Consider the following 18,215-nt stretch of genomic DNA (forward strand, 5'->3'; position numbering starts at 1 on the left):
GTTTTTGGTTGTTTTATTCATGAAAAAGGCACAAAATCAAGGATTTCGTGCCTTATTTCCGAACCGCTTTCTATTTGATGATCATAATATCGTAATCCACACAGTATGTGTCAAAGGTAAATATCTTAGTATAATTGACCGCACCGCTTTTATAGTCGATCAAATCGCCCGCGCCTCCGACAGACACCTTCTGCTTTTTGGAGTCATACACATAAATATTCTTGGTAACGCGGTGAATCTCCAGCTCCAGCTCTTCTTCCGGATAAAGGGCAGGATCCTTTCTGGCCATCTCAAACAGCTCGTCTTTCATGGAATAAACATACCCCAGGCTGTTGCGGTGAGTGGTATAGCGTTTCTCCTTCCCCTCGTTGTTCACCAGCACATCTTTCTGTGCATCGTACAGCAGCTTGTAATCCATAATCTTCTGGTTTGCGTCAAAGGCCAAAAGCATAACATCTCCGGTATGCCTATCTTTGAAAATGTCCATATTCTTGGCGTAGCCCTCTTTTTCTACTCCCTTGTAGAAATAGGTTACCTTCTGCACCAGATTTCCGCTGCTGTCCACCGCGGTGATAAGCTTATGCAATACGCTGACATACTCATATTTGTTGTAGGAGGCCTCCGCCGCGTCATTGATCAGGATGATCTCGGCTCCGATTCCATCCTCTGCGGATTTATAGGCTTTGAAATCGTATTTTTTCGCATTAACCAGAACACTGCTGTCTCCTACCACGAAGTCCTCGTCGGATGCACTCTGCGCATCCGGGGGAATACAGAATACTTTGCAGGATCCGCCCAAAAAGACATATCCGCCAAAGGATTTGGGATCAATATAGTATTCCACCTGGCTGCCTTCATAGAATTCAATCAATCGGTTATTCTCCGATTCCTTATCGTTGGTTTCAATGGTATCGACGCTGGAAAGATACCCCTCCCGATCCAGCCTGTAGCGAATCATCTGGCTTCCTCTCACGGACAGACTTTTCAAAGCATCCAGCGCAGACACGCGAACCCCATCCAGAGTCAGCTTCGCCTTGCTTTTAACCACCATCATCTTGTTATTTTCGCTTAAAAGTTTCACGTCGATCACGTCCGAGAAGGTGTCCTCCGGTTTTCCTGCCAGAAAATAGCCATAAGTATCCGAAGTGTCAATTCCCTCTCGATAACCCTCCACATTGCCCAAAATATCAAGATAGAAGGTTCCGGCGCTTCCGGTTTCCACATAAGAATAATTGTTCAAAAAGTTTTGGCACAGCCGGTATTCTTTTTGATTATCCAGAAGGATACTGCTATTCTTATCTGCCAGTGAAATCGACTCGATTTTTCCGGAAACTTTTTCCGACGAGTAAAAAACGCCTGCTATTTTCCCGTTTTCATCGTACATGACGCTCAGGATATTCCCCTGCGCAATTTGCGTTGGAGATACACTGCGCCCGTTTCGATCCAAAATTCCAACCTCATCGTCCAGCTTCAGCGCGGGATGATTCTCCACAAGAATAGCTTCCGTCTCCGTCTCGTACCGGATTGCCTGATAGTTTTCAAACTGGTAAATTTTCATCACGTCCGGTCTGGAATCGCCGCTGTTATCAATAAGCTGGATATAGCCGTAATCAATATTGTATAAATCGGGATTGTAGTTTTCGACTGCTTTGTCGTTGTATATCAGATAAACATCCTTGGAGATGCTTTGGCTTCTGTCCTTTCCGTCAACAGTATAGAACAGGGTTCCGTTCTGATAACGCACATCCTGATCATAATAGATGACCTCGGTTTTATTTTTGGCATCTATCTCATAATAGAAAAGATTGTCATCCTCGTCGCAGTATGCCGTGATCCTCTGTCCCAGGAAGCCGTCCATATTCTCGCCTTTCAGCGTCCGGCTTTCCACCTGGAAATATCCGCTGCCCACACCGTCGGAACTGTCCAGAGAAGTATGGGAAACCGCGTTGACAACCCCTTCGTATATATAAATGTGATGATAAATTTCCAGAAGTGTCTTATCATTGTTGGTTATCTGATAACCGTTTTCGCCGATGGAATAAATCATCATCGGAGGTGTCTTTAAAAAGTTTACACTGATCTTAAAGATATCTTTTCTGGGAATAGAGCCGGACACAATCGCATCCTTTGCACCCTTTAACAGCCCCAGTTCGCTGGCCGCCTGATAGTATCCGTAGGGATAACCGCCGTAAGCTTTCGCTCTGTCCGAATATCCCAGCGCGTTAATAAAGGTAGTGCAGACTTCGAACAGGGTTATCTCATCGTCCGGGCAGAAAAGAGCATCCCCTCCCCTGGAGATCACACCCAGATAGTAAAGGGTGTTAATCTCCCTGGCATAGGGGTGTTCCGCCGGCACATCCCAGTAGGTTTGCTTATAGTCCGCAACAGGTGCGTTCATACATTTCAGAAGCATACCGGCGAACTCGCCTCTGGTCATGGGAGCAGTCTGCGCTTCCTTGCCGTCATAGAAGCCAAAAGCTTTTAAAAAGTTTTCTTCCTGTGCAGTAGTGTTCTCCGTCTCCTGTCCCTGATTCCCGCCGCTGGGCTCCGGCGAAAGGGAGGAATCTGCCGGATTCATGCCGTCGGTATATGAAAAAATTTTGATATAGTCCACATCCACATAGCTTGTAGCGTTCATCCCCGCGCTGAGATTAAACTTGAAATCCCCGCCGGACGCATAGTTGTTTCCCTCAAAGGTCCCCTTCTCTTCCCCGTTGATGTAGATGGTGCGTTCCTGTTTCGCATTGTCGTATACGATGGAAAAATCATACCAGGTTTCCCGGTCAGCAATGCCGAAAGGAAGCATCTTTGTGCCGTTGGGTTTATCATAAATACCGTTGTTCTCCCCTCTCTGAAAATAGCACAGGAAATCCCCGTTGGATTTGCTCCAGGACAGGGTAGAACTGGCGCTGTCCAGAAAAGCTTTCACCCGGAATTGAAGCACCATTTTCGGTTTGCCCGGAACCTGCGGGATCCATTTGCTGATTTGGGTTCCAGCCTTGTCATTGGGGAGTAGCCGCAGAAAATCGACTCCATTCTCCTCTATTTTCTGTATAGTAGAACCATCCGCAGGAAACACATGATCCAAACCGAATTTTTCATCTGTTTTTTCCCCGTTGAAATCCTGATAGTAAAACCATTGTATATTCTCCGCCCCCAGAGCCGGCGTTCTTAACGCCGGACAAAGCGAGAGCAAAATACTTGCCGCCAGACAGAAACAGCTTATCTTTTTCCACAATTTCTTCATTGTTCTCCCTCCTAGACCGCGGTAAGCAGCCGGAATATCAGCACGGCCGCCTCCGCTCTCGTCAAAGATCCGTTCGGACGGAAGGACCCGTCCTCATATCCGCCGATAATACCCTTTCCGGCCAGCTTGCCCACCGCTTCCACGGCATAGGGAGAAATACTCCCGCCATCAGTGAACCCCTTCCTTGTTTCCCCAAAGGTTTTGTTGCCGGCGAGCTTGTAGAGAATAACAGCAGACATTTCTCTTGTAATATTTTGATCCGGAGAAAAGATATCGCTTTCCACTCCGCTGACAATCCCCGCCTGATAAGCGGACAGAACGCTGTCATGATACCATACGTCCTCCTCCACATCCTTGAAAGGATTAGCGCCGTCCGTGCCTTTGGACAGTTCAAACGCCTTGACCGCCATGGTCACAAACTCGGCTCTCGTCACCGTATCCTCCGGTGCAAATTTGCCTTCTTCTTTTCCCTGTACTGCTTTTTTGATGTGCAGATAGCGCACGGCGCTTCTCGCCCAGCGGGTATTGCCCATATCGCTGAAAGGATATTCTCCGCCTGGCACGGGGGTTGGGGTAACCGTCGGTTCTTCCGGCTTTTTAATGGGATCTTCCGTATCCTTATCGGGCACATTGGGAATCCATGTGGTCTGTCCATTGTTTCCGGACGGCCTTGAAGCTGTTCCTCCCGATCCGGATCCTCCTGTTCCAGAATTACCGCCGCCGGTGTTTTGCTCCTTTTTCTTCTGATTGTCCGTCTCATCGGAGAATGCCTGGCTCAGCTGTTCAAAGCTTCCGAAGGACACACCGGTCAGCTTCTGATCCACCTTCTCCTTCTGCCTGAGTCCGTTGTATTTTGCAAAGACTGCGTCGCTTATACCGATCAGTTCTCTGCAGTCGGTGATAATTTTCCTCGTCTGCTTATAGTGTTCCGCCTTCTCCACTCCGGTGAGAACAACCGCTTGGTGCAGCGCCTTCAAAAAGCTTTCCTCTGTAAAGCATTCCTTTTTCCGCAGCGCTGTTTCCGCGGCGGTGACCGTCTCTTCAGACAGTTCCTCCTGATACAGGTTTTTCACCGCATCATCAGCCGGAAGATTGTCTGCCGTTTGCGCCATGCCGGCCCCCTGATAATAGAATGCGGCGAGCCGGTACAATCCGGCAAGCTTCTCCTGAAAAGCGTCGATGGAAGCATAGCTTCCGTCCAGCTCTTTTTTCGTTTCCAGCACCGCGTTTAAGATATAATCCCTGCCCTCATGGGAAAGCGCTTCATAAGGCTCCAAATCAAGATTGCATGCCTTGCCGTAATCCTCAAAAAACTGCCCGATGCCGGCTTTGTCCGCCGCCGCGTTCAGTGCGGGCAGCGCTTTTTCTATGTAGCCAGTGTCAAAAAATTCAAAATCTTTTTTCGCCGTTTGTTCCGATTTGAAGAGGGATGCTATCCCGTAAAAGGTGCTGGTTTCCGTCAGAGTGACTGGCAGGGAGGCTTCCCCGTTTTCCGTGCTGAACAAGTCCACGAAAGCCAGATTTTCCTTTGTCACTGCCCCCTCCTGCCGCAGAACGGCGAATACTCCATCCCGCGAAGCAGTGTCGGAAATGCGGATCTGAGGGGTGACAACCTGCTTCTCATAGTCCGTGGCATAGCTTAAGGCGATATTCCCTTCATAGACACCGCAGTCCCGATTCAGACTGCCCTGCTTCATACCGCTACTATCATAGCTCGTTTTTCCCGAGATGGGGGAAAGGCTCTCCAGCGACTGCACGGCAAACAGTGTGCATTTCTGTTTCACCTTTTCCCCGTCCAGGGCAACGGTTGTCTCAACCGGTCCGTTCGCTCCCGCTGGGATGGAAAGTGTTGCGATATCCAGCGCGGATACAGCATTTTTCTCGTCGTATGCCGTCACGAAAACGAACGCTTGGATGTCACTCGCCGTCTCATTAACAGCATTTGCTTTGATTTTATAAGTACCGGAGGTGCCCAGCGTAAAATTCTCCAGTTCCAGTCCTTCCAGATAGAGCGCCTGTTCCTTGGTGCGGAAGGTCTTGGCGGAATTTAACTGCCTGTCGTCAATATCGGTGACGCCTGCCGCCTGAAGGGTGTACGCCGCGCTGTTTTTCAGCGGCGTTTCAAAGGTCAGCGTATATTTTCTCGGATTGATGGGATCCCGCTCAACAGCCGATACCCTGTTTCCGTCTATGGAAAAGTTGTCCGCCGTCACTTCCGTGCCGGCCTTCACCGGAAAATTGAACAGAACATTGATCCGATCGGTTTCCGTGTTCTGCGCATTCTCCACCACAAAATCAAATTGATCCTGATACTCATACAGTGCCGCGTAATCGATATTGAACCATCCGTCAATTTTATTAGCCGTATAGCCGCTCCATACAAATTTTCCTGTATTTGCGTAGCTGTTTCCTTGTATGTTCGGGTACTTGTTATGGTTGGTGACACCGTCAATAAAAATAGTCCTCTCTTCCTTCTCGTTGTCGTACACGATGGTGACAGTATGCCATTCCGTCAGGTAATAGGGAAGGAGCAAATCCTCAAGGACTGTGCCATTCTCCTTGTCCTTGTATCCGCGGGGCGCTGCACGCTGGATACAGAAGGTTTCGGTTCTTCCCTTGACATCTTTGTAAATGGACGAACTGTTGTTGAGATTTGGCTGATACCGGAACTCCAGAACCAGCTTCGGTTTCCCCTCAATATAGGGGGTCAGATCTTTTCTGAAATCAGCGCCCGAAAGGTTCTTATTGACATTGACAAGCTGCATATAGGCGTTGTCGCCGTCCTCTACTCTGGTAAGCTTTCCGACCGTGTTTTCATATCCGATTATCGCCGTGTCGCCCGGCTGATAGCCGGTGACAAAATCGTCGTAAAAATAGGTTTGAAAATCAGGGTTTTCCGCTTCTACCGGCTCTGCCGGAAAAAACGGAAGGCAAAGAAGCCATGCAAGTGCCGCGCAAAGTATTCTCTTCCCTTTCATTGTTCATTCCCCTTCCTCTTTATTTTGTGGTGATGGTGACAGTTTGGGAAGCATCCTCCCAGCCCACAACATATCCCATAGACTCCGCGATCACTCTCACCGGAATGTATGTGCGATCCTCTTTCAGCAGAGGAGAAACATCGAATTCTGTTTTGACTCCGTTGCACTCGTAAGTATTGCTGCCGATGGTCATTTTCATGTCATCGCCCTCCGGGCCGTATGCCGTGATGGTCTGAAGTGCGTCATCCCAGTTCACTGTCCACCCGAACCGTTCAAATAGTTTCCGGAAGGGAAGCATCACCCGGCTGTCCTCATACAGGAAGGGTTTTCCGTAAGTGTCATCAAAGCCGACCTCTTCCCCGTCAATTTTCACCGAAATGCCACTGCTTACCGGCGGTACATCCGTCTTGACTGCGGTGTCCAGATAGCCTGCCAGCTTCTGTGCCGCCCCTTTGATGGCTTCTGACGAATCCGTTTGTTTGACTGCCTTTGCCGCGCTGAGCGCCTGCTGCGCTCCGGGATCGCTCGGCTTATCCCGCTCCGCTCTGGCTATCAGACTCTGCAGCCTTTCCCACTGGCTGACCTCCAGCTTGATAATGTGGGTTTTATCGTCATAGTACACATTGCCCGACGGATCCACCGCCACGTGGGTACAGTTTTTCGCAAGGTTTTTATAGGTGTTGTTGTAAATATCAACCGCGGACAATACATAACCTGCGTTCGTATACATCGTACCGTCCGCACCCCACCGGATATAATTTCCTCTTCTGGTTGCAGGCATATCACTTTCGGTGGTGGAAATACTCTTCTTGACCTCCAGTGTTTCCGTATCAATACCGAAAACGGTTCCCTGTTTATCCGAGCAGGCCCACAGAAGGCCGTCCGGACCGAAGGACATCTGTCCGATGATGGCAGTTGAGGTTCCTATACCGGGGATATTCAAAATGGTTTCCTTTTCGATCGCCATCGTCTTCGCGTCAATCACAGCAAATTTTGCCTGACTTTCAACGGGATCGATGCCGATCCCGCCGCTTATCGTCGTTCCGACATAGATTTTTCCGTCCTTGTAGGCAAGTCCGCCGATCGCGTGGTTGGGAAACAGATTCCGATAGGTTTTGAAATCCGGTTTGCCGTTTTCGTCCTCATGATAGACTGTGATGGCACCGCCTAACTCACCGTAATCGGGGATACTGCCGATCAAGATGGTGTTCTCCCAAGCTGTTTCCATGACGAAGGGGCGATCCTGCATCTCCCCAATGTCCGCCACCATGCAGGGGTTACCCTCCGTGGAGAGATCCCTCTTATAGTCGATGGGCTGTGCGGGATCATAGCGGTATATCACCGCCCCGGTGTAGGTTCCGTAGTAAGCTTTGCCGTTCATCATCACAAAGCCTTCCGGCTGATGGAAGTTCTGAATATTAAAGGTGAATTCTCCCTTGTTGGTGTCGTAGCCGCTGATGCCGTACTGATACCCGCCAATATAGAGCATTCCGTCATCCGCACACTGCATTCTCTGGATGGTGGGGCCGTCCGGCTCCAGTCCGGTCACCGGAACAGTCTCAACGGTTTTATCCTGCGGATTTAACAGATATACGTTTTCCACAAAATCGGAATTCATCGCCAGGCGATGGGATCCGTCCGGCATTTTAACCCAGTACAGCCCAATCAGCGGGCGATCCACCGGCGCATCGATCGTACAAATCTTCTCATTTTCTTTGGTGGAAATCCGATAACTGTAAATATCAACGTCCTTTGTGTAATAAATCAAATCGCTGTCATAAGGAGAAGGCTTGGACATGACATACTGTTTTCCGGTACACTTTATGGTATCCAGAAGTTCCAGCGTCTCCTCGTCAAACACCATCAATGTTCCCCACTGCATCGCGAAAAGTTTTCCATCCACCACCGAAAGCATATAGATGGTGCTTCCGCCCAACTGACTTTTGATCTCCTGCTTTTGCCCGGTCTGCCGGTCATAGCGGATGATAGCCTGAATATCCGCGTTGACGCCGGTTCCAACATACACATACTTATCTGTAACCGTCATGCCCTGATTGTATTGGGCTTCGGATTTCATGACACCGAGATTCCGGTATGCGGCTTTGTTGACGTCGTATTCGCTGACATAGCCGCCGCCCTTAGAGAAACTGCTGATATACACCTTATTGTCGTTCGATACACGAAGGGTATATGCGTCCTTCACTGGTGTAAAATTGGGGCATTCTGTGATCTTTTCCTGCTTGGGATCATAGCACATCAAGGCTCCTTTGGGATTGCCGACAAAATAAACCTTCCCGTCCGGCGCCACGTCCAGACCGTTGACCAGCGTCATAGAATCAATCCGCTGGCTGAAGTTCACCTTCCCGGTCAGGGCATTGATCGCATAAAAGGTACAACCCTGAACGCCGAAATACAGCTCCGGATTTCCGTTTTTGTCGTATCCGTAAGCGCTGTAAGTCGTCTTTGCCGTTTTGACGCCGATTCCCAGATCCTCCTTGTTGCCAAACGAAGGCCCAACTTTCTCCACTGCGGTTCCCCCTCTGGGAGCGGTAGGCTCCTCCTGGGCGGGAACATTCTCCGTGAAGGTCGGTTGGAAAGAATCCTTGCTGATCGGCTGGAAACCGTCGGTATACTCATAAATTTTGATATAATCAAAATCCACATAGCTGGTGGCGTTCATCACTGCCACGATGTTAAAGCGCAAATCACCGGTCTGATAATAATTGTTGCCTTCGAAGGTTCCCTTTTCCTCGCCGTTCAGGTATATGGTCCGGTTGGGCGACGCGTTGTCATACACAATGGTAATAGTATGCCAGTTTTTCCGATCCTCCATGGTAAAGGTCGCCAGTTTCTGATCGTTTGCCTTGTTGTAAAAGCCGTTGTTTTCCCCTCTCTGAATATGGCAGGTTGGCTCCCCGTTAGAAGGGCTCCAGGATACATAGGAGCTTCCGCTGTCCAGAAAAGCTTTCATTTTGTACTCTACAACCATCTTTGGTTTGCCGGGTACGTCCTTCAGCCAGACGCTCAGTTGGGATCCGGCGCTTCCGTTGGGAAGCAGCCGCATATAGCCTTTCCCGTTCTCGTCGGTATAGCGCTCCACATTTGCAGAGCCTGCCGGAAACGTATGACTCAGACTTTTCACCTTGGTGTCCTGCTGTTCATACGCCGTTGTGAAGTCATCGTAATAATGGCACACAGGATCCTTGGCCTGTGCCGCGAATGGAATCCATTGAAGCAAAGTCAATGCTGTCAGAAAGAAAGCCACGATTTTTTTCATTTTCTTCCTCCTTTTTTTAATAAAGACAGTGATAGTTATCCATCAGGCGGTGTAACCGATTTATGTCTATTTCTCCCACTTTGAGCTGCTCCTGCAAAGCCAGACTGACCGCCATACCAGCCGCCTCACCGAGATTGCTGCAGATCGGGATAATCCGGTAAGCGGATTGGGCCTCATGAGTAGAAGAGATGCATCTGCCTGTCACCAGAAAATTGGAATATAAGCGGTTCACCATCGCCCGGTAGGGAATGGTATAAAAGTCATGATCGTCTATATGGTATTGAACCGTTCCGCTTCCGTCCGGGTTATGAATATCAATTCCGTAAGCCCCTCTGGAAACCGAATCCTCAAATTTCCTGCACTGCATAATATCCTCCGCCGTGATTTCGTACATTCCTTCAATCATACGGCTTTCCCGCACGCCAATCTGCGGTGCGGACATGATAAGATTGCTGTTTTGAAAACCGTCCGCATGTTTTTTTAAAAAGCTGTACAGCTCAAAAACCTGCTTCCGCGCTTCCTGTTCTGCCGCGCTCAGTTCTCTGGCGTTTAAGGGATTTTTCCGAACAATCCGGGTGGAGTTAAAGTGTACGACGCCCTTTTCGATATGTTCGAAGGTAAGAATGTTTTCCCTTGGATTTGTTATTTTTCCTTCTCTTTGGTATTGCTGATACAGCGCAAGGATTTTTTCACGATTTTTATGGAATGTCTCAACGTCCACGTTAGAAAGACGAAAGCACATAGTCATCGGTTGGCAGCACTCATCCTCTTTCCGCCCAACATGGTAAGGGCATCCAGCCAGATATGCCAAATCTCCGTCTCCTGTCGCGTCAATAAAATAGTCTGCCCGATAGGTCTCGACTCCCGATTTGTTGGCAACGCGAATCTCGGTGATACGCTCATTTTCCGTACCGACACCGACAAGATAGCTGTGAAACAGCACATCAATGTGATATTCTTCCGTCAGCTCATCCAGAACAATTTTCAGGATCTCCTCATTAAAGGTGACTTTATTTTCAAGAAGGCCTCCTTTTTCCTCCAGCCGGTCTAAAATCTGCAGAAACAGGCCTCCGTTTACCGCTGTGTTCTGCCCGCTCTCATTCTTTGACCAATACCGCATAAACGGATTGACTAGGCAATTGACCGCAGAACCTCCCAGAAACCCGCTGCATTCTATCACTAAAACCTTTCTTTTTTCTCTTGCCGCAGCGATGGCCGCATTGACACCGGATATGCCTCCGCCGGCCACAATCAAATCATAGTTCATACTGCCCCTCCTTTTGCTTTATGATAGGAACCTGTCAAGGGACTTGTGCAAATCTCTCAAGCATTAGGGAGTCAAATCCTTGGAAGAATCCTATAATAATGTTCGTATGACATCATTATAGCAACTTACTGCGATTTTTTCTTGAACAAGCAAGAATAAAACCTTGCACAAAAGATACATTCTATGATAAGATACATACAAAAGGTATATTTGAGTCAGGAGAAAATGCAATGGAGAAGAAGGAAAGCCAGCTGCAGGCCTTAATCAATGTGCTGACGGCAAACTCGAAGCTTCACATCTGCGTCTATGACATGTCCAATATTCTAAATAATGATGTGATGAGCTTAAAACGGCAAAATACCATGCACTTGTCCGAGATCTGCAATCTGATGAAGCGTACAAAAAGGGGACTTGGGCGCTGCATGCGCTGCCGTTCCTATGTAAATCACAAAGTCTATTCCAAGAAAAAAATGCTGGTCGGTCAATGCATCAACGGGCTGACAGAAATTGTACAGCCGGTCATTTATAATGGAAGAGTGATGTGTATTATTTATATCGGTAATTTTTATACCGACAAAGCTGTGACAGCGCATGAACTCTTGCAATCCGCAAAAAAGTGCGGCTGTCCGGAGATGGAGGCAGTCTACGCTCTGTCCGGACTTCAGCCCTGTCCGGATTTGAATCTCTATATTCAAATGGGCAGAATCATCAAAGAGTATATCATTATGCTTTTCGAAAAATACCATGTTTCTCTCACAGTGGATTCCCATTGGATTGTGGAGGATTTAAAAAACCATATTGCCTCCTACTATAACCACAGTCTAGTCCTGTCCGATCTGACCTCGGCATACCGCTTTAATGACAAATATATCGGCCGTATTTTCAAAAAGCATACCGGCCTCTCCTTTGCGGAATACCTGAACCAGGTGCGGATTCAAAAAGCTTGTATTCTGCTGAAGACCACAGACAAGAAGATGATAGAGATCGCCCTGTCGGTAGGCTATGAAAATATTAGTTATTTTAACCGAACCTTCAAGAAGGTTACCGGTATGACCCCTTTGGAATACCGCAATGAGCCCGATGCGCAGATTCCCGGCAATTTATTCTGACCTCTGCCTTTCAAACGTTTTGACACCATTTTATATTTTCTAATTCTAATGCGAAAAAAACAGCGAAAAAGTTGACTCTTTCCCGCTGTTTCTATATTTCCTATCATCCAAACAAATGCCATTATGGCATTTCAGAAAACAAACGCTTTAAAGTTCGATCCATCGCCGATTGCCCTTCCGAAACAATCGGAAGGACTTTTTTCAAACACGCCCGCTTCCCTTATCCGTTGTATCTCCGGTTGATTTTGGTCATTTCCCGGACTTTAAAATCGCTCTCGTCTATTCCATACACAATCCCGTTTATCATAGCTTCGCCCTCGGCCCACTCAAAGGTTTTGGTTCGCTCTCCCAGAAAACGAGGGATGGCAATCTCTTTTTTCAATCCGATGACCGATTCCACCGGTCCGGTCATCCCCACATCGGTCAGATAAGCGGTTCCACCCGGCAGAATCCTGTCATCGTTTGTCTGAACATGGGTGTGGGTTCCATACACTGCGGTAGCCTCTCCATCCAGATAATATCCCAACGCTTGTTTTTCGCTGGTAGCCTCAGCATGAAAATCCACAACAATGATGTCGGCCCGGTCTTTCACGTTTTCCACGGCCTTTTTCCCAGTGACAAAAGGGCAGGAATTTTTCTCGTCCAGATACACCTTGCCGATCAGGTTGATAACTGCTATCCGCATGCCGTCTTTCTCCGTAAGATAAACACCGTCTCCCGGCCGGTCCGGCGGATAATTCAAAGGACGGATAATCCGGTCTCCCTTTTCCAGCATGGGGAAAATGTCACTCTTGTCAAAGGCATGATTTCCCAGTGTGATAACATCTGCCCCTGCTTCCAGCATCTGATACGCATACTTTTCGGTGATGCCGTTGCGGGTCACCGCATTTTCTCCATTCACAATGGTAAAATTTATGTCAAATTCCTTCTGCAATTCTGGAAGGTGAGAAAACAGAACATTTCGCCCTGTTTTTCCTACAATGTCGCCGATTACTAAAATATAATACATGCTTTCTCCTATCTATCGCCGCTTCTAATATCGGAAATATCATTTAAACACGAATCCGACTCGTCTTTTTATTATAACAATATAAAAACGCTTTTGCAAGACAAAAGCCACCTTAAAAGTTTGAGCCTCGGCAAGCAGATAAAATATACCCGCCGCCTGCTTTCTTTCATTGATTTCTGACACCAACAAAGATATAGCATTAACAATGAAGTTGTATGTGATACATGTTCTGAATTTCAATCTTTTATACATACCATATGTTTTTTGAAAAAACGTATTAGAAATTCAAATCAAATTAAGACAACATAAAAATATCCCCGTCACAAAGAGACAGGGATATTTTTTCTTTTTTATTCTTACTTCGCGTATTCCACCGCTCTGGTCTCGCGCACAACACTGACTTTGATCTGACCGGGATATTCCAGCTCATTCTCTATCTTCTGTGCAATCTCTCTGGCGATGACAATCATAGATTGGTCGTTGACGTCATCCGGTTTTACCATAACCCGAATTTCACGGCCCGCCTGAATGGCATAGGTTTTTTCAACACCCTTGAAGGAGGTTGAGATCTCTTCCAATTTCTCCAGACGTTTGATATAGGTTTCAATGTTTTCACGCCTTGCGCCGGGTCTTGCAGCAGAAATTGCATCCGCAGCTTGTACCAGACAGGCAATTGTGGAGGTTGGCTCCACATCGCCGTGATGCGCCATGATCGCATTGATGATCAGCTTGTCTTCATTGTATTTCTTCGCAAAATCCGCACCGATGGTGACATGGGAGCCTTCCACCTCATGGCTGGCGGCTTTTCCGATGTCATGAAGCAATCCTGCACGTTTGGCAAGCACGCTGTCTAGTCCCAGCTCAGAAGCCATAATGCTGGCAATCTGCGCCACCTCAACCGAATGGCGGAGCACATTCTGCCCGTAACTGGTACGGAAACGCAGTCTTCCCAAAAGCTTGATAAGTTCGGGGTGCAGACCATGCACACCGACTTCAAATGCAGCCGCTTCGCCTTCTTTTTTGATGGTGATGTCCACTTCCTTTTTGGCCTTTTCCACCATCTCCTCAATTCTCGCCGGATGAATCCGACCGTCGGAAATCAGCTTTTCCAAAGCCACCCTCGCAACTTCCCGCCGAATGGGGTCGAAGGAGGATAAAATGACAGCTTCAGGAGTATCGTCAATGATAAGATCAATCCCCGTCAGTGTTTCCAAGGTTCGAATATTTCGTCCTTCCCGTCCGATAATTCTTCCTTTCATCTCATCGTTCGGGAGATTTACAACCGACACAGTTGCCTCTGCAACATGATCCGCCGCACATCTCTGAATGGACTGGGTGATCAGATTTCTGGCTTTTTCATCCGCCACTTCCTTGGTCTGTTCTTCAATTTCTTTGATACGGACAGCCGCTTCCACACGAACTTTGTCCTCAATATTTTTCAGCAGGTATTCCTTCGCTTCCTCAGCGGTCAAACCGGAGAGCTTTTCCAGCACTTCCAACTGTCTTTTCTGGATTTCTTCCACATGAGCTTCTTTCTCTTCCAGTTTTTTATTCTTGTCCTTTAAATTCTCTTCTCTCTTTTCTAAGTTGTCCAACTTTTTATCAAGGTTTTCTTCTTTTTGCAGCAATCGTCTTTCCGTGCGCTGCGTCTCGTTTCTGCGCTCTTTGATTTCTTTATCGAATTCCACACGATTCTTATGGATTTCATCTTTTGCTTCCAGCAGCATTTCTTTCTTCTTGCTTTCACATGATTTCAAAGCGTCGTTGATAATTTTTTTTGCCTCTTCCTCCGCGCTTCCAATCGCGTTTTCCGCCACCTTTTTCCGGTAGGAAACGCCCATAAAAAAGGCTGCAACCGCCGCTAAAACCAGTAGAACCGCCGCAACGATAATAATAATTGTCTGGGTATCTATGTATACCACCTCCAGTTTCTTTTTCTTTTTTTATGCGATTAAAGAGAAAATCATTAAATTTATGCACTTTACCTGCTCTTATATTCTAATATTTTTTTTATACAGTGTCAAGGATAATCACCATTTACAACAAAATTATTTTTTGAACCTCCTTTGCATCAGCCATCACAAAAGGAAAAGTAACGGAAAAGAAATATAATTGTAATGTATTTCCTGCAACTTTCCAAAATCCCAAGCGTCCAATCAGACAGAACGAGAGGCCCCCCTTCCCTCGAAATCCTATTACTGAAAACAGGTAAAAGTGCTGCCTTTCATGCTTGCCTGAGTTTTCCAGGCATACCAAGTTTTTAGTATTGCAAAAGTGAGCAGGATGTTTTACAATAGGCAACGTGGTTGACATAACACTAAATCGCATTTGAGAAAAACAAATTCAGATACATCACGAATTACAAATATTTTTAGTATCCATTCCGAAAATCAGGAACAAAAAAGATTCGCGTTATGTAAACTACATTTCCAAATGGGGAAATCAAAGAAAACAAAATTTGTTTTCTGTCACACCTAAAATTCTAAAGGAGGAATTTTTCATGTCAAAACTCAAAAAACTTACCGCATTTGCAGTAACATTTGTCATGTTATTCGCATTTGTGCTTCCGACAGGCGCTTTCACCATCTCCCCGGATGTTGCTGGCACCAATTATGAGGAAGCAGCGTACGTTCTGGGTGCTTTGGGCATCATGGTCGGCGACGCGGAAACCGGCGCGTTCCGTCCCGAAGATACCATCACCAGAGCAGAATTCGCAAGAGTATCTGTATCCGTGTTAGGTCTGGACGATGTTGCGGAAGCATCCAAAGGTCAGTCTAACTTTACTGATGTATCAACCGACCATTGGGCAAACGGCTACATCAATGTAGCGACCAGCCAGAAATTAATCATCGGTAACGGTGACGGCTCCTTTGCGCCGGAAGCAAATATCTCTTACCAGGATGCAATCACTATCTTAGTAAGAGCACTGGGATATGAGCCCGCTGCAAACTCCAAAGGCGGTTATCCCAACGGTTTCTTAATCGTAGCCACGGAAAACGGCCTCAATAAAAACGCCGCGGGTGCAGGTTCCGAAGCGGTTATCAGAGGTATCGTTGCCAACTTGGCATACAATGCATTAACCATCAATCTGATGGAGCAGACTGGTTTCGGTTCCGATGCAAAATACGAAGTAACCGACAAAACCATCCTGGCTAACAAGCTGAAAGTAGAAAAAGGCAGCGGCCAGATTACAGCAAATGAATATACTTCCATTTCCGGGAACACCGCTTTGAACGATGATCAGATCAAAATTGACAGCGACAAATTCTTCAAAGCAGGCAATTCCAATGCGAAAAATTACCTGGGTTATATGGTAACTTACTATGCAAAAGATAACGACGACGGTCTGGACAAAGAAATCCTGCTGGTAAGACCGGAAAAATCCAGAAATAAAACAATTAACATTGTCGGGTCTAACATGCACAAAGTGGAAGAGAGACAAGTCGAATACTGGAAAGATAAAGACAACGATAAAAGCCCCTCCAAGGCAAGAATCGCCGATAATGCGGTTATGATCTACAACGGTGTGTACGTTGATTACGACCACAATAAAATGTTCCCGGACGGTGAAGAAATCGCCGGAAACGTGAAACTGTTGGAAACAAACGGCGATGACAGATACGACATCGTATTCGTAAACGAGGTAACAAACCTGGTTGTAGAGGAAACCGTAGCATCCAGCTTCAAGGTGATTGACAAATACGGCAATACGCCTCTGACACTGGATCCCGACGACAGCAACTACAAATTTGAAATCAAAGACGCAGACGGCGGCCAGATCGAATTCGAAGATTTGAAAGAGTGGGATGTACTGTCCTACACCATATCCGAAGACAAAAGCCTGATTATCGTTCAGGTCTCTAGAGAAAAAGTAACCGGCAAAGTAACGGAAATCGAAGATGACCGATATAAAATCGGTGAAAAATCCTACCAGAAGGCTGACAACTACACTGCAGATATCAAGCTGCAGGACGAAGGCACCTTCTATCTGGACGCGCTGGGAAGAATCGCGGCGGCTGACCAGACTGCTTCCGTCGGCACAGATTATGCTTACCTGGTTGCAGGCAACCTGAAAACAGGCCTCGACAGCGTGGTAGAGCTGAAATTGATGAACTCCAAAGGTGAAATGAAAATCGTTGAGCTGAACGATAAAGTAAAATTCAACGGCAAAAACAACACCGAAGCGAAGGATGTTCTGACCGCCCTGACTTCTGGTGGAAAAGTAAAAGCGCAGGTTATCACGTATGAAGTGAACTCTGCAAATAAGGTAAATGCTCTGAAAACAGCGGCTGACAAATCCGGCGAAAGCAAGCTGGTTATCGACAAATACAACTTCACAAAGAACTTTGCAGGCAACGATGTTGTCTACAAATCCAATTCCAATAAACTGGGCAGATTCAACTTAAACAGCGATACACTGGTATTTGATATTCCAGCAGGCGCTGAGGAAGATGAATTCGCAGTCAGAGATTACAACATGTTTGAAAATGACGGCAAATACAACATCGAAGTATTCGACCTGGAAGAGGATCTGACCGCAAAAATCGTTCTGGTGACCAATTCCGACGGAAAAACGAATCTGGAATCTCCGATTGCTGTCGTAAACAAAATCACCAAGGCGAGAGACGATAACGGCGAAGAGATCGAACGGCTTTATGTTGCATACGACAACAAGATGGCAACCTTTGACACAAAAGAGCTGGGCCTGCTTGTAAAAGGTGAAACCGGCAGCCAGAAAGCGCTGCAGCAGGGTGACGTTATCCAGTTCAGAACCAACAGTGACGGCAAGATTGAAAAAATCTCGGTTCTGTTCGATGTCTCTGCAAAGGATACTGAATTTACAAAAACCATCAGTGAGGATATGCAGATTGTCTACGGTAAAGTAGCGAAGAAATTCCCGTCTTCCATGAACGTGACCGTCGGAGAATCTGATATCGAAAACTATGCTCTGGAAAACGTTGTTGTTTACAGCTATGACTCCACAAAAACATCCTCCAACGTTTCCATCAAAACAGCAGGAGATATCCAGAAATACGATGAATCCAACCCGAGCAGAGTCTTTGTGAGAATCTACAAAGACGTTGTAAAAGAAGTATTTATCGTAAAATAAGAACCTCGAAGAATACCAAAATGCAGCTTTCCATTTTACCTCACTCCAATCAATAGATAAAAACCACCGGCTTTTTTCAGCCGGTGGTTTCAGCCTGTCGAAAAACGCATGGATTCCATCAAGCGAATCCACGCGTTTTTGTGTCTATTGGGAATAAAAACATGAGTATCCGATGCAGCGTGCCATGGTTCCCATCCCGCCACTTCCACATGGCCAGC

General features: G+C 46.9%; 8 protein-coding genes. 2 read left to right on the plus strand and 6 right to left on the minus strand.

Features of this window, described 5'->3' with window-relative positions; translation table 11 throughout:
- Nucleotides 1-70 precede the first annotated feature (70 nt).
- Genes KQI32_RS09390 through KQI32_RS09405 form a run of 4 tightly spaced genes read right to left on the minus strand, consistent with a single transcriptional unit; the run spans nt 71 to nt 10,769 of the window.
- Nucleotides 71-3,247, minus strand: coding sequence for an S-layer homology domain-containing protein (locus KQI32_RS09390; RefSeq protein WP_216424814.1), 3,177 nt, complete (start codon nt 3,245-3,247; stop codon nt 71-73).
- 11 nt (nt 3,248-3,258) lie between these two features.
- Complete coding sequence (locus tag KQI32_RS09395) at nt 3,259-6,225, minus strand: S-layer homology domain-containing protein (RefSeq protein ID WP_216424815.1); 2,967 nt, start codon at nt 6,223-6,225, stop codon at nt 3,259-3,261.
- A gap of 19 nt (nt 6,226-6,244) precedes the next feature.
- Nucleotides 6,245-9,502, minus strand: coding sequence for a copper amine oxidase N-terminal domain-containing protein (locus KQI32_RS09400; RefSeq protein WP_216424816.1), 3,258 nt, complete (start codon nt 9,500-9,502; stop codon nt 6,245-6,247).
- A 16-nt stretch (nt 9,503-9,518) separates the two neighbouring features.
- The gene (locus KQI32_RS09405; RefSeq protein ID WP_177691224.1) at nt 9,519-10,769 is read right to left on the minus strand and encodes an FAD-dependent oxidoreductase; all 1,251 of its coding nucleotides are present in this window, start codon (nt 10,767-10,769) and stop codon (nt 9,519-9,521) included.
- Nucleotides 10,770-10,999: 230 nt separating this feature from the next.
- On the opposite strand from KQI32_RS09405, the gene KQI32_RS09410 reads away from it, so the two are divergent.
- Nucleotides 11,000-11,878 carry a helix-turn-helix domain-containing protein gene (locus KQI32_RS09410; protein WP_216424817.1) on the plus strand — a complete coding sequence of 293 codons (879 nt, stop codon included), beginning with the start codon at nt 11,000-11,002 and terminating at the stop codon, nt 11,876-11,878.
- 220 nt (nt 11,879-12,098) lie between these two features.
- Here KQI32_RS09410 and KQI32_RS09415 read toward each other — a convergent pair whose 3' ends face one another.
- Together KQI32_RS09415 and rny are read right to left on the minus strand one after the other, a co-directional pair.
- Nucleotides 12,099-12,887, minus strand: a complete 789-nt coding sequence (locus KQI32_RS09415) for a TIGR00282 family metallophosphoesterase (protein WP_177691222.1) — start codon at nt 12,885-12,887, stop codon at nt 12,099-12,101.
- A 356-nt stretch (nt 12,888-13,243) separates the two neighbouring features.
- Nucleotides 13,244-14,728, minus strand: a complete 1,485-nt coding sequence (gene rny / locus KQI32_RS09420) for a ribonuclease Y (protein WP_253291145.1) — start codon at nt 14,726-14,728, stop codon at nt 13,244-13,246.
- 659 nt (nt 14,729-15,387) lie between these two features.
- Here rny and KQI32_RS09425 point away from each other — a divergent pair.
- Entirely contained in the window at nt 15,388-17,997 is a 2,610-nt protein-coding gene (locus KQI32_RS09425; protein ID WP_216424818.1) for an S-layer homology domain-containing protein, read from the plus strand.
- Nucleotides 17,998-18,215 lie beyond the last annotated feature (218 nt).

It is taken from the genome of Acetivibrio sp. MSJd-27 (assembly GCF_018918095.1).
Lineage (GTDB): Bacteria > Bacillota > Clostridia > UMGS1840 > HGM11507 > HGM11507.